The sequence below is a fragment of the uncultured Helicobacter sp. genome (genome assembly GCF_949282165.1).
Lineage (GTDB): Bacteria > Campylobacterota > Campylobacteria > Campylobacterales > Helicobacteraceae > Helicobacter_F.
Genome location: NZ_CASDOV010000001.1, coordinates 159,914 through 174,108 on the forward strand (window position 1 = coordinate 159,914; position 14,195 = coordinate 174,108).

Here is a 14,195-nt window from a genome sequence, read left to right on the forward strand (position 1 = left end):
CCGCTCCCTGTAGTGCCAAATCCAAAATAAAGCAGAATCTATGAGCCACGCGCCGACTTTTTCTATCATTATCCCTACTTATAACGCGCAAAGCTCCATCGCACGCGCATTAGAATCTTGTATCAAGCAAAGCTTTAACGATATTGAGATTCTCGTGATTGATGATTGCGGGAGTGATGATTCTGTGCGCATAGCACAGGCTTACGCCCTTAGAGATTGCAGAATCTCAATCCACCGCAATCCCCGCAACCTCGGGCTATTCCAAACGCGCCTAGCAGGAGAGAGAGTCGCCAAGGGAGCGTATATCCTCTGCCTTGATGCCGATGATTATCTCACGCCCACTGCGTGCGAGCGAGCCTATGAAGCAGCGCAAAAAAGCGTTAGCGACGCAACCACGCTCCAAAGCCTCCCCGATATTGTGCATTTTAAAGCCCGCTACCAAGGGAGCAAAAATGCTAGCCTGCTAGAAAATCTCAAACACAAAGCGCGCTATATCCTCCCCACCCAATGGAGTGCCAAGCCACTACGAGATTCAGAAATCGCGTATAACTTTTTCCTAAAAAGCAAGCATTTTCCTAAATTTACCCTTTGGGATAAATGCTATAAAGCTTCCCTTATCAAGCAAGCTCTGCCTTATTTTGAAGATATTCCCACTTCGCTCAATATGGCAGAGGATATGCTCAAGTTTTTTGTGCTCGCTAGTCTTGCTAGGAGCTATGTGAGTGTGGATTCTAGGCTGTATGTGTATTGTCTCAATGCCACTTCTATCACCCAAAATCCAGATGCGCACACGAAAAAAATCCGCGATATGCACCACATTATCAAGGCACTGAAAAATCTAAGCGAGGAGATTCGCGCGCCATACGCACGCGAGATCGCCCACACGATGAGCGATCATCTCCGCGCCCTCATCGTGCTAGAATCCCGCTTTGATAGCTGCATAAGCACGGAGGGGGGGGGCAGCACAGGATTTAGAGAATCTAGCGCGACAGAATCTAACACAGCCACCAACGCGACAGAATCTAGCGCATTCATCGCACACGCCGCACGACACCTCACGCTCCTCGCGAGATTCTGCGTCGCACTCCTCGCACACCTCGCGCTCTCTAGATTCTCTACGGCGCATACGGCGCGTCTCGTGCTTGCGAGATTCTCTATGCCGTGCCTCGCCATATCTGCGCGCTTGTGTGGATTCTCTGCGATTTTGGGATCGCTCTCTTACCTATGTGCGTATCCTTATCTATATCCTAAGTTTTGGCAGGCTCAAGCTCTAGATTCTAGCCCCCTAAGGCGTGCCAACCTCTCTAGGGAGGTTGCCTAATGCACGCCCCCAAAGTCAGTATCATCACCGCCACGCTCAATGCCGCCCACACCCTACCACACACGCTAGATTCTATCCTAGAACAAGACTACGCCCATATCGAGCACATCATCATCGATGGCAAAAGCAGCGATAGCACGCTTGATCTCATAGAATCTTATCGCCCCAAATACCGCGCCAAAGGCTACGAACTACGCGTTTCTAGCGATAAAGACAATGGCATTTATGACGCGATGAATAAGGGGCTCGCCCTCGCAAGCGGGGAGATTGTAGGATTTCTAAACGCTGATGACTTTTTTGCCAAAGATTGTGTCGTGAGCCTCATCGTGTGGGGCTTTGCCAAACCAAGTGAGAATGTGCAAATCGTCTATGCCGATATCCTCTATGTCGATGAGCACCTAGCCCCTATCAGGGATTTTACAGCCAAGCCCTATGCCAAAAACGCCTTTTACTTTGGCTTCCACCCGCCACACCCAAGCTTTTATGCCAAAAGAGAACTCTACCAAACCTATGGCGGATTCAATCTCAAATACAAAATCGCCAGCGACTATGATCTAATGCTACGCCTGCTTGAGCGATACCGCCTAAAAAGCCTCTATATCCACGAGTGCTTTGTCAAAATGCGCACAGGTGGCACCTCAAACGCGAGCCTTAAAAACATCCTGCGCGCCAACCTCGAGTGTTTTGCGAGCTTTCGCGACAATCATCTAGCGCGCTTCCCCCTCTTTGTCGCGCTAAAACCCCTTAGCAAACTCGCCAATGTGCGCTATGCGCGCGTGATAAAAAAACTAATAAGGGGGGGGGAATATAGAATCCTCCTCGTGGCAAGCCACGAGCCTAGCCACTCGCCCCTATACCCCACACCTCTCCGCGCCCAAGCAGCCGCGCTAAGCCCACGCATTTGCGAGATGACAGAGGCAAGGAGGCACTATGCCTAGCCCTCTTTTCTCCCTCATCATCCCTGTTTATAATGTGCAAGCCTACATTGCGCGTTGTTTAGAATCCTGCATACACCAAAGCTTTAGCGATATTGAGATTCTCGTGATTGATGATTGCGGGAGCGATGAGAGCATACACATAGCGCAGGCTTACGCTGCGCAAGATTGTAGAATCTCCATCATACACAACGCGACAAACCTAGGCACGCTGCACTCACACATGGAGGGCATAAAAATCGCAAGGGGCGCGTATGTGTTGTTTGTCGATGCTGATGATTATCTCACGCCCACTGCGTGCGCGACGCTTTGCCCATATCTTGCTAAAAATCCCGATATTATCCATTTTAAAGCCCGCTACCAAGGAGAGCAAACCGCCCCACTACTTGCCAATCTCGCCCACAAAACGCGTTATATCCTCCCCACCCAATGGAGTGCCAAGCCACTGCGAGATTCAGAGATAGCTCATAATTTTTTCCTAAAAAGCAAGCACTTCCCCAAATTTACTATTTGGGATAAATGCTACAAAACAGAGCTTTTGCGAGAATCCTTGCTCTATCTCCGACATATCAGCACCCCCATTTGTATTGTTGATGATATGGTGCTCTTTTTTGTCATCGCTAGCCTAGCCAAAAGCTACACAAGCACGCGAAAGCGTCTTATCTGCTATTGTCTCAACCAAACATCCATAAGTCAAGATGCGCGCAAAAAACAAAGGCGTATAGACGAAATGCGCAACGCCATAGAAGCATTTGAAATCCTCTCAAAAATGCTTGAAACTCGAGATTCTAAACAAATCGCCCACACGATGAGCGATCATCTCCGCGCGCTCATACTCTTAGAATCCCGCTTTGACAAAAGCTGTATAAGCAATGAGGGGGGGAGGCAAACCACAAGATTCTGTAACGAATGTATGGCGCACCTCACACACCTCGCAAGATTCTGCGCGGCACACCTCGCGCTCCTCGCGAGATTCTGCCTCGCGCTCTCTAGATTCTCTGCGGCGCATACGGCGCGTCTCGCCCTTGCGAGATTCTCTATGGCGCGCCTCACCCTACCTGCGCGCTTGTGTGGATTCTCTGCGGTTTTGGGATCGTTTCCTTACCTATGTGCGTATCCTTATCTATATCCTAAGCTTTGGCAAACTCAAGCTCTAGATCCTGCCCTCACGGAGCGTGCCAACCTCTCTAGGGAGGTTGCCTAATGCTACGCTTCCTCCTCCTTGGGGCGAGTGATTGCGCCAATCCATCAGCAATCACAAAAGAGCAGCTAAAGACTTGGGAATCACAAGCCCTCATTACCTACCTAGGCGAATCTAGCGAGGTGCGCGATCATATAGGATCGTGCTCCTGCGTGGTGCTACCGAGCTACTACAAAGAGGGCGTGCCGCGTGTGTTGCTCGAGGCGATGAGTATGGGCAAACCCATCATCACAACCAATGTCAGCGGCTGCAAGGAATGTATCAAGCCACCATTTGCTAGCGAGGGCGAACTCCTCATCGGAGAAAATGGAATCCTCATACCACCAAAAGATCCAACCGCCCTCGCACACGCCTTGCAAGCCCTAGCAGCCCTCCCCCGCACGCAGCTTCTCAAAATGGGCGAGGCGGGCAGGCAGTATGCCAAGGAGCGATTTGATATCACGCGCGTGATCGCCTCCTATCACGACGCCATCGCCTCTTATCACGATACCACCGCCTCCTATCATCGCACCCCTGCCCTCCACAAGGACGCCCCCGCACCTACAGAATCTATAGATTCTAAAAAATCCATAGAATCTACACAATCCAAAAAATCCACACAATCCAAAAAGGCGCGCCTAGCCTTTGTGTCCAATACCGCGTTTGCGATGCTCTGCTTCCGGCGCAATGTCTTAGAATCTCTGCATAAGGCAGGCTATGAGATCCACATCATCGCGCCCCTAGATTCTCACGCCCTAGCCCTGCGTGAATGTGGGTTTTACACACACCATATAGAGATAGATTCTAAAGGGCTAAATCCGCTCAAAGACTTCCGCACCGCTCTGCATTTGCGCAAAATCCTACAATCCCTCAAGCCTGCTATGGTGTTTAACTATACAATCAAGCCCGCGATCTATGGCTCTCTGGTGGCAAATGCTCTGCATATCCCAAATATCGCGGTTATCACAGGGCTTGGCTATGTGTTTATCGATGGTGGGCGCAAGCGCGCGATGTTGCGTGTCCTCGTGTGTGCGATGTATAAAATCGCGCTAAAAACCACCAAGCAAGTGTGGTTTCTCAACTCCGATGACAAGGCGCAGTTTTTAGAATCCAATCTCATCACACCCGCCCAAGCCTTTTTGCTCGATAGTGAGGGCGTGGATACACGCTACTTTAGCCCACACTATGGCACGCACGGGGCTATAGAGCGCACGCACAAGGCACACACAAGCCCCGCCCAAAAGCCAGATTGCGCGCATTGTGTAGCTGATATGACAGAATCTAGCGCACCCACGCCGAGCACCCCAAGCACACTCGCCAAAAGCACGCTAGAGGCAACCACTCTGAACGCACCCGCGCCAAACACGCCCACCACAAGCACCCCAAATGCGCTCGGCGCACCAACGCCTAGCACACTCGCGCCGAGCGCGCAGGATTTTCGCGCCCTGCTCATCGCTAGAATGCTTTGGGATAAGGGCGTGGGCGAGTTTGTAGAAGCCGCTAGAATCCTACTAGATACCAATAAGGGGGGGGGATATAGGCTAGAGTTTTTCATCTCATTACACGATTTTTCTCTCCCCACACCGCAACGCACACATTTCCCATTTCTTTGCACCACTGCACCACACACAACGCCTAAGCGAGATCCCCTGCTCGCGCGATCTCACAAGGCTTGCCCTAGCCCTCTTAACCACTCTCTCTATCCCCACACCACAAGGACTGCTGTATGAAACAACTCCCCAAAATCCTCCAAGTAGGCAAATTCTATCCGCCCGATCTAGGCGGGATTGAGCGCGTTATGCAAGATATTTGCGACGCCTTCAACGCCCAAGGCTTCATCTGCGATGTGCTCTGCTCCAATTCTGGCAAATATTTCAAACTCGATATTTTAGATTCTAAAGCTAGAATCTACCGCACCAAAAGCTATGGCAAGCTCGCTAGCACCTCCGTCACGCCACAGATGATCTACTTTCTTAGAAACCTCGCCCGCTCTTATGATATTTTGCATTTGCACCTGCCCGATCCGATGGCAAACCTCGCACTAATATGTGCGAACCTGCGCGATAAAAAAATCATTTTGCATTGGCATTCTGATATTATCAAACAAAAACATCTCCTAAAGCTCTACAAGCCCCTGCAGTCGTGGCTGCTAAAGCGCGCCGATACGATCATAGGCACGAGCCCAAAATACATCGAGCAATCAAAAACCCTGCAAGCCTACAGGCACAAATGCATCTCCATACCGCTTGGCACGACACCATTTGCGCCACAAAGCTTAGCACCCCAAAGCCTCACACCCAAAAACCCAAAGAGACTCCTAGCAATGGGGCGATTTGTGAGGTATAAGGGCTTTGAATACGCCATTAGGGCGATGGAGTTTTTGCCAGAGGATTATCATCTCTCCATCAATGGCGATGGGGCACTAAAGCAAGAATTACACAATCTCATAACCGCGCTTAGACTTGAAAACAGAGTGAGTATCAACAATCCCGGATTTCTCTCAAGCAAGCAGCTTTGCCAAAAATACGCCAAACACGGGATTCTCGTGCTACCCTCTTTTAGCAAAAATGAATCTTTTGGACTCGTGCAAATCGAGGCGATGAGCTATGGCGTGCCCGTGGTATCGTGTGCGATAGAGGGCTCGGGCGTGGATTGGGTAAATGAGCACGGCTATAGTGGCATAGTCGTGCCTCCAAAAGATCCTAGAGCCCTCGCGCGCGCGGTGGAGCAAATCGTCAAGAACTACGAGTTTTACTCCGCTAACGCGCTGCGGCGTTTTCAAGCGCATTTCACTAAAGAAAAAATGATAGATTCACTAAAAGAGCTTTATATACGACTGTTAAGGGGGGGGGCATATGAAAAACTAATCTCTATTTTTCTCGCCGCGCACCCTGCTCCCATAGCCCACCCCTACACCCACCGCGCAAAGCCACCTCTCGCACACATCATACGCCCAAACACAAAATCCACAGAATCTAAAGCCCTCGCTATAGATTCTCTCTCATCGTGCGCCTACCACATAGGCTATATCCGCACGCCCCCTCTACACTCATCTAACCCCACCACAAGGACTGCCGTATGAAAAAAGCAAAAATCCTCCTTTTAGGCAAATTCTATCCCCCCACCATCGGAGGCATAGAAACCACTATGCAAGATATTTGCGAGGGGCTAAATGCTAGCGGGTTTGTCTGCGATGTGCTCTGCTCGCACACGCGCTGGCATTTTGGCTATGAGATTGCCCAATCTGGCGCGAGAATCTATCGCACCAAAAGCTATGGCAAGCTCGCTAGCACCTCCATCACGCCACAGATGATTTTCACACTGCGCCGCCTTGCTCAAGGCTATGACATTATCCATTTACACCTGCCCGATCCGATGGCAAACCTCGCGCTAATGTGTGCAAATTTGCGCGATAAAAAAATCATTTTGCATTGGCACTCTGATATCATCAAACAAAAACATCTCCTAAAGCTCTACATGCCCCTACAGTCGTGGCTGCTAAGGCGCGCAAACCTCATCATAGGCACGAGCCCAAAATACCTTGAGCAATCTCCATTTTTGCAAGCCTACAAGCACAAATGCGTCGCAATCCCCTCTGGCGTGCAGCTCCCCGCTCAAATAACCCCACCGCCTAAGCGCAACCTCACACAACTCTTTGCGCTCGGACGCCTCGTGCCATACAAGGGCTTTGAATACGCTATCAAAATGATGCAACACCTCCCCAAAGAGTATCGCCTCTGTATCGGGGGCAAGGGCGAGCTAGAATCTAGCCTAAAGCAGCTCGTGGCAAGCCTCAAACTCCAAGATAGCGTGGAGTTTTTGGGCTTTATCGCCGATGAGAGTCTGCCTAGATTCTATCAGGAATGCGGGATTTTCATCTTCTCATCTATCAGCAAAAACGAAGCCTTTGGACTCGTGCAAGTCGAGGCGATGAGCTATGGTATGCCCGTGGTATCGTGCGCGATAGAGGGCTCGGGCGTGGATTGGGTAAATGAGCACGGCTATAGTGGCATAGTCGTGCCTCCAAAAGATCCTAGAGCCCTTGCGCGCGCCGTGGAGCAAATCGCCAAAGACTATGCGCGCTTCTCCCAAAACGCCAAAGCCCGATATTACGAGCATTTCACTAAAGAAAAAATGATAGATTCTCTAAAAGATCTCTATACGCGACTCCTAATGGGGGGGGGGGCAGCCCTAAAGTCTCTATCACGCACTACACCAAGGGGTAGGCTATGTCGTGCTTACTCCTTATCGTATGTGTCGTGTGTGCCGCTCTCCTCCTATGGGAGGGCGGTATGAGAGAGAGTCTCCTATTTATCGCCTCGCGCTTCCCCTATCCGCTCGTAGGTGGAGATAGGATCACAAACTACAATATTTTGCGATTCCTCTCACGACACTACGATGTGCATTTTGTCGCCATCACGCACACGCCCCTAGAAAGAGATGCCCTAGATTCTATCGCGCCCTTTTGCAAAACCTGCAAGGTGTTTTATAAATCCAAATACCGCTCGGCGTTTCAGAGCCTTCTAACACTTTTTGGCAAAGAGCCTCTGCAAGTGGGGTATTATTACTTCCACGATGTGCAGCACTACGCACAAGAGATCGTGCGCACGCATAAGATTCAAAAACTCCTATGCGCGCTTGTGCGCACTGCCAAATACGCCAACGCCCTGCCCATACCCACAAAAGCCATCAATATGGCAGATTCACTAGCCCATCATTACCAACACGCCATCGCCAACACACACTCCCTCATATGGAAGACAATCTACAAAATCGAGTATAAACGCCTGCAACGCTTTGAATCTCAGTGTGTGCGGGAGTTTGGGGCAAGCCTCTTTTTTAACCACAAAGAGCAGCAAATGTATGAGCACCTCGGCAATGCCCTGCTCGCGCCACACGGAGTAAATCCCGCGCTATTTAGTATGGCATACGATGATACGCGCTACAAGCACACGATATGCTTTTTTGGCAAGATGGACTATCGTCCCAATATCGAGGCGGTGCGGTGGTTTGTCAAACACGCAATGCCCCTGCTTAGCGAGCGTATAAATCTCATCGTGCTAGGGGCAAATCCCACCAAAGAGCTCACAAAGCTCCAAAGCGCGCGCATACATATCTCGGGTTATGTGGAAAACCCCTATGAGATTCTGTGCTCGTGCCTGTGCGTCATCGCCCCTATGCAAAGCGGCGCGGGCATACAAAACAAAATCCTAGAATCTATGGCATTAGGGCAAATCGTGCTCACCAATCCCCTTGGGGCAAATCCTATCAAAGAGGCGCGGCACAATGAGCATTTGCTAATCGCCCATAGCGCGCAAGAATTCGCCCACTACATACACGACATAGCGCACAACACACAAGGCTACCAACACCTAAAAGCCAACGCCAAGGCACTTGTGCGCGCCCACTACACTTGGGAGGCTTATGGCGCAGTGCTCCAAAAAGCCCTAAAATCCAACGCACCCACTCACAAGGAGGCATTATGCTAAAAATCCGCTCCAAAGCCCCACTGCGACTAGGACTCTGCGGGGGCGGCACTGACATAGAAGCCTATAGCGCGCGCTATGGGGGATTGGTGCTAAATAGCACGATTTCTTTGTATGTGCATTGCACAATCCTTGAGCGCGCAGATTCACACATTTACTTTGAGATTGCTGACACTAAAGAGAGCCTTTTGCTCCCCTCTAGCTCTCATTTAGGACATATAGGGGGGGGGGGCAGGAGATAAGTTTGCGCTCTATAAGCAGATTTACAACAAACTTTGTGCGATGTTTGCCCTGCCACCGCTTAGCTTTAGTCTCTACACTTATTCTGATGTGCCTAGTGGTAGCGGGCTTGGGGGGAGCTCCACGCTCGTGGTGGCGATACTCAAAGCCTTTTGTGAATGGCTCAATCTCCCGCTAGGAGAATACGACATAGCTAAGCTCGCCTATGAGATAGAGCGCGAGGAAGTGGGCATAGTGGGCGGCGCGCAGGATCAATACGCCGCGACTTTTGGCGGATTCAACTTTATGGAATTCTATGAGGATAAAAAAGTCATCGTCAATCCCCTGCGTATCAAGCGATTTATCATCAATGAGCTTGAAGAGTCTATGGTGCTCTACTTTACTAATATCACGCGCAGCGCGAGCCTCATCGAGGAGGAAAAAATCAATATCCTGCACCAAGAAAAAAGCCTTGAGGCGATGCACAGAGTGAAGCGGGATTCTGTAATAATGAAAGAGCATCTGCTAAAAGGCGAGCTGGGGGCGTTTGCCAAGGTGCTTGGCAAATCGTGGGAAAATAAGAAAAAAGTCGCGCACAATATCAGCAATACCCATATCGACACAATCTACGACATAGCTCTACAAAATGGCGCATATAGCGGCAAGGTAAGCGGTGCGGGCGGCGGGGGATTTATGTTTTTTATGGTAGAGCCCCAATACAAAAAATCTCTCACTAACGCGCTTAATGCGCTTAGCGGGCATTGCGTGCCTTTTAGCTTTGTCAAAGAGGGCGCGCTGGGGTGGAAACTCTATGAATAGCGAAGTGATAATCCTCGCTGGAGGGCTGGGCACGAGGCTAAGAAGCCATATCGGCGAAGCGATCCCAAAGCCTATGGCGCCCATAGGCGATATTCCATTTTTGCAGATACTCCTTAGCAAATGCGCGCGCGAGGGATTTTCACGCGTGATTTTGTCCGTGGGGTATAGGCAAGAGGTGATTATGCGATATTTTGGGGAGCGGTTTTTGGGGCTTAGGATTTGCTATGCTAGGGAGAAAAGCCCGCTAGGCACGGGTGGCGCGCTACTCCAAGCCCTAAAGTTTGCCCAAAGCCCCTATGTGCTGCTGCTCAATGGCGATACATTTTTTGAGATAGATTTTAGGGATTTTTTGGCACGCCACCGCGCGCCCTCGCGACTGAGACTCGCCCTAACCTTGATGCAAAACACGCGCTATGGGAGCATAGAGCTAGATTCAGAGGGCTTTATCACGCGCTTTAGCACAGATTCTAGCGCCGCCTTTAGCCCAGATTCTACCTCCGCACACTCCCTCATCAATGCGGGAGTGTATAGCCTATCGCGGGATATTTTTGAGGGCTTTTGCTTGCCAAAAATCTTTAGCTTTGAGGATTTTATCGCGCAGCATTACGGGGAGATACTCGCGAGCGGGGAGGTGTATGAGGCGAGGTTTATCGACATTGGTATCCCGCAGGACTACCTGAGGGCGCAGAGCTATCTTAGTGGGCTAGGTTTGTAGAATCTAGTTTGGTTTATAGTCTGCGCCAACTAGCGGCGTTATAGAATCTAAACCAACCCAAGCACTAGATTCTGTAATTGCCTTGGAATCTATGCAATTAGATTCCAAATCTTTGGAGTAGATTCTGTAAATGTATGCGCGCCATTGTGGGGATTGGGATATTTCTTTTGAAAGATTTTACTATAAATGTTTGCATCAAAATTCTTTCTTTTATTCCCTTCCAAACTCCCCTCACAAAAAATAATCTTTTAGCGATAACTATTTTCCATAATACTATAATATTTTTGTTTATGCCAAATATTGCAAGCCTCCAACAACGATGATTTTCCACTTCCATTTACTCCAACCAAGATGACCAAGCTTAGCATTTTCCGTTCCCCTAACAATTAAGTCATCAAATCTCTTAAAATTTTTGACTCGTATCTCTTTAATTTTCATTTTCTGCTCCCCCTTATAAATCCACACCCTCCCATATTGCTTCGGAGGTAAGATTGATTTGAGATTACTAAATAAATCTTAATTATTTTCCATTTGTCCATGAATATAAAGATGGATTTTTAAATCTTTAATCAAGTTTTGCATTTTTAAAACAAATATCTCTTGGTAAATCATTTACAATGCTCCAAATAAAATCAAGATATATGTTATACTTACATAATACAAAATTTTATTTTAGGAATGCATTGGTGCTTAAAAAGGTAAATTTATTAAATATTGCTAATATTATTAACTTAGAGCTTGTAAATGATAATCCCGAAGTAAAAAAATACACAGGACTTGAAGGAACAAAAGACAACGAACAGAAGGATTTGTGTTTGCTGTATGATATGATTTTGTCTTTAGAAAAAGATTATCATTGTGTTGAAAATTTTTATCTAAATTATAAAATACCACAAATCAATAAAGAATTTGACCTACTTAGGATAGGCAAAACAAGTATTGTAAATATAGAATTAAAGTCTAAAAACATTGATGAAGAAAGAATTTTAAAGCAACTACAAAGAAATTATTACTATCTGTCTTTTTTGGATAGAAAAATCTATTGTTTTACATTTATAGCGGAAGATAAAAGTGTATATCAATATGACAATAATGAATTGCTTAAAGTCGATATTGCAGAAATAGTCAAGGCGCTTAAGGAAGTGCAAGATGACATTGCCTATCCAAATGATTTATTTGTGCCATCAAATTACCTTATATCGCCACTTAATAACACTAAGTCTTTTCTTGAAAATAAATATTTTTTAACAAGTCATCAAGAAAAAATAGAAAAGGAAATCTTAAAGCAACTAGAGTGTAATCCTTATAGCATATGTTCTATTGCCGGTTCAGCTGGAACTGGTAAGACTTTGCTAATTTATCATTTGGCTAAAACTTTAAAAGAAAAAGGAGTTATGATTGTTCATTGTGCTTCTAGCAATGGTGGTATAGAAACACTCAAAGAAAATGGCTGGAAAATATCTACAATTAAGGATTTTAATTATGATATAAAGCCCGAAATAGATATTATTATTTTTGATGAGGTACATAGGGTGAGGTTGAGTGAATTAAAAGAATTTGTAGAAAAAGCTAAAAATCAAAAATGCATCATTTTTTCTCACGATGTAAAGCAAAAACTAAATCCTCATAATAAAGCAGAAGAAGTTGTTGAGTATGTTGAAAGTATTGCAGATTATAAGACGAAGCTAGGTAAGAAAATTAGATATAATCAGGAAATCGTTTCTTTTATTACTAAATTGTTTAATTTACAAAAAATCAAAACAGATAATTCTTATCAAGGAGATTATCACAATATATCATTACGCTATATGGCGGATACAAATCAAGCAAAAGAGTATATTAAACATTTAGTTGAAAAGAAAGGTTATGAACATATATATCTTACAACAAGTATGTATTATAAGGAAAAGTTAGATGATGTGCGTTTTGATTCTAACATAAGCTCTCATAAATCAATCGGACAAGAATTTGATAAAGTGCTAGTAACAATAACAGAGGATTTTTATCATACAGAAGATGGGCGATTGGGTTATAGGAGTCGCTCTTACTACTCAGCAACACAAACACTTTTTCAGGCTATTACAAGAACTAGAAAAGAACTTATGGTAGTCATTATTAACAATCCGGAAGTTTATAAAAATTGTGTGCAGATTCTGTATGAAAACTAAGACGATGGCTTCATTTTAAAATACATATATTATCCTATTTGAATTGCAGCATGTTATGTTCTTGAATTATCCTTTAGCTCTTGTGCAATATCTTTAGAGCTAAAAGAGAAATGGGTAAAATATTGACAAACAATATCCTTACAAAAAACTTCAAGAACATCATTTTGTGTTTTATTTTGCTTTCTTAAGCTTCTCCAAGTTGCTAGAGAACATATTAATTGTGTAGTTTTATTATCCATTTCTCACTCCCACTCAATGGTTCCGGGTGGTTTGCTAGTGATGTCATAGACTACTCTATTTATACCCGCAACCTCGTTTATTATACGGTTGCTTACAGATTCTAAAAACTCGTGGGGCAGGTGTGAAAAAGTAGCCGTCATTCCGTCTAAGGCTTCCACTGCCCTTACGCACACGGTATTATCATAAGTGCGGTTATCGCCCATTACGCCAACGCTTCGCACATTTAAAAGCACACAAAAGGCTTGCCAAACCTTATCGTATAAATTCCACTTATGCAGCTCCTCGATAAAGATAGAATCGGCTTCTCGCAGTAAGTCTAAGTCCTGCTTCGTAACCTCGCCCATTATGCGTATGGCAAGGCCGGGTCCGGGAAAAGGGTGGCGCATTAGCATAGATTCAGGCATACCAAGCTCTCGCCCTAAAGCCCTCACCTCGTCCTTAAAAAGCTCACGCAGCGGCTCGATAAGCTCAAATTTCATCCATTCAGGCAGCCCGCCGACATTGTGATGAGACTTTATCGTCTTGCTAGGTCCCTTCACACTTACCGATTCTATCACATCGGGATAAAGTGTGCCTTGTGCTAGGAATTTTATCTCGCCCTTAGCATTATGCTTTTTTGCCTCTCTTTCAAAGACTTTGATGAAAGTTTCACCGATGATTTTACGCTTAAGCTCTGGCTCTCTTACGCCCTTTAAAAGCCCTAAAAACTCCTCACTCGCATCGACTGTTATCAAAGGCACTTTTAAATTCTCTTTAAACATCTTTTCAACCGCTTCTCTCTCGCCTTTTCGTAATAGCCCGGTATCCACAAAGATAGGGATTACATTCTCGCCAATGGCTCTGTATAAAAGCGTGGCTACAACGCTAGAATCCACACCTCCACTTACAGCACACAATACTTTAGAGGGCGTTGGCTTTTTTTGTGGCGTTGTCTCTTGGGCTAAAATCGGCGATTGTTCGCCCCCAGCTTCGGTCATTACCGTTTGAGGTAACTTCCTCGCCTCACTTTGCTTCTGCTTGCAGTGATGTGTAGCGGAGCGAAACGAAAAAGCCCCGATTTTATCTCCAAGATACTGCCGCTTATAAGTTGTCTGTGCATTTATTTTTTCTCT

11 protein-coding genes and 2 pseudogenes are annotated in these 14,195 nt (G+C 46.5%); 10 read left to right on the forward strand and 3 right to left on the reverse strand.

The features are described 5' to 3' along the window. Window positions 1–40: 40 nt before the first annotated feature. From ACH2BK_RS00825 to ACH2BK_RS00865, 9 genes and pseudogenes are all read left to right on the forward strand, one after another. A complete protein-coding gene (locus ACH2BK_RS00825; protein ID WP_395001721.1) occupies window positions 41–1,321 on the forward strand; it encodes a glycosyltransferase family 2 protein in 1,281 nt (426 codons plus the stop codon). Further along, window positions 1,321–2,259: a glycosyltransferase family 2 protein gene (locus ACH2BK_RS00830; RefSeq protein WP_395001722.1), complete on the forward strand. Its 939-nt coding sequence runs from the start codon at window positions 1,321–1,323 to the stop codon at window positions 2,257–2,259. The genes ACH2BK_RS00825 and ACH2BK_RS00830 overlap by 1 nt, the downstream gene beginning before the upstream one ends. Continuing rightward, complete coding sequence (locus ACH2BK_RS00835) at window positions 2,252–3,460, forward strand: glycosyltransferase family 2 protein (protein WP_395001723.1); 1,209 nt, start codon at window positions 2,252–2,254, stop codon at window positions 3,458–3,460. The genes ACH2BK_RS00830 and ACH2BK_RS00835 overlap by 8 nt, the downstream gene beginning before the upstream one ends. Further along, a complete protein-coding gene (locus ACH2BK_RS00840; RefSeq protein WP_395001724.1) occupies window positions 3,460–5,166 on the forward strand; it encodes a glycosyltransferase in 1,707 nt (568 codons plus the stop codon). Before ACH2BK_RS00835 ends, ACH2BK_RS00840 begins: the two co-directional genes overlap by 1 nt. Then, window positions 5,163–6,518 carry a glycosyltransferase gene (locus tag ACH2BK_RS00845; RefSeq protein ID WP_395001725.1) on the forward strand — a complete coding sequence of 452 codons (1,356 nt, stop codon included), beginning with the start codon at window positions 5,163–5,165 and terminating at the stop codon, window positions 6,516–6,518. Before ACH2BK_RS00840 ends, ACH2BK_RS00845 begins: the two co-directional genes overlap by 4 nt. Beyond that, window positions 6,515–7,732 carry a glycosyltransferase gene (locus tag ACH2BK_RS00850; protein ID WP_395001726.1) on the forward strand — a complete coding sequence of 406 codons (1,218 nt, stop codon included), beginning with the start codon at window positions 6,515–6,517 and terminating at the stop codon, window positions 7,730–7,732. Before ACH2BK_RS00845 ends, ACH2BK_RS00850 begins: the two co-directional genes overlap by 4 nt. Continuing rightward, window positions 7,666–8,925: a glycosyltransferase gene (locus tag ACH2BK_RS00855; RefSeq protein ID WP_395001727.1), complete on the forward strand. Its 1,260-nt coding sequence runs from the start codon at window positions 7,666–7,668 to the stop codon at window positions 8,923–8,925. Before ACH2BK_RS00850 ends, ACH2BK_RS00855 begins: the two co-directional genes overlap by 67 nt. Then, window positions 8,919–9,960 (forward strand): annotated as a pseudogene (locus ACH2BK_RS00860) (dehydrogenase). Before ACH2BK_RS00855 ends, ACH2BK_RS00860 begins: the two are co-directional and overlap by 7 nt. After that, complete coding sequence (locus ACH2BK_RS00865) at window positions 9,953–10,675, forward strand: nucleotidyltransferase family protein (protein ID WP_395001728.1); 723 nt, start codon at window positions 9,953–9,955, stop codon at window positions 10,673–10,675. The pseudogene ACH2BK_RS00860 and the gene ACH2BK_RS00865 overlap by 8 nt, the downstream one beginning before the upstream one ends. A gap of 288 nt (window positions 10,676–10,963) precedes the next feature. Here ACH2BK_RS00865 and ACH2BK_RS00870 read toward each other — a convergent pair whose 3' ends face one another. Then, entirely contained in the window at window positions 10,964–11,113 is a 150-nt protein-coding gene (locus tag ACH2BK_RS00870; RefSeq protein WP_395001729.1) for a hypothetical protein, read from the reverse strand. Window positions 11,114–11,361: 248 nt separating this feature from the next. On the opposite strand from ACH2BK_RS00870, the gene ACH2BK_RS00875 reads away from it, so the two are divergent. Then, the gene (locus ACH2BK_RS00875) at window positions 11,362–12,843 is read left to right on the forward strand and encodes a DNA/RNA helicase domain-containing protein (RefSeq protein WP_395001871.1); all 1,482 of its coding nucleotides are present in this window, start codon (window positions 11,362–11,364) and stop codon (window positions 12,841–12,843) included. A gap of 53 nt (window positions 12,844–12,896) precedes the next feature. On the opposite strand, the gene ACH2BK_RS00880 is transcribed toward ACH2BK_RS00875, so the two are convergent. Together ACH2BK_RS00880 and guaA are read right to left on the reverse strand one after the other, a co-directional pair. Continuing rightward, the gene (locus ACH2BK_RS00880; protein WP_395001730.1) at window positions 12,897–13,082 is read right to left on the reverse strand and encodes a hypothetical protein; all 186 of its coding nucleotides are present in this window, start codon (window positions 13,080–13,082) and stop codon (window positions 12,897–12,899) included. 3 nt (window positions 13,083–13,085) lie between these two features. Continuing rightward, a pseudogene (gene guaA, locus ACH2BK_RS00885) lies at window positions 13,086–13,985 on the reverse strand (glutamine-hydrolyzing GMP synthase); the annotation flags it as partial. Between the last annotated feature and the right edge of the window lie 210 nt (window positions 13,986–14,195).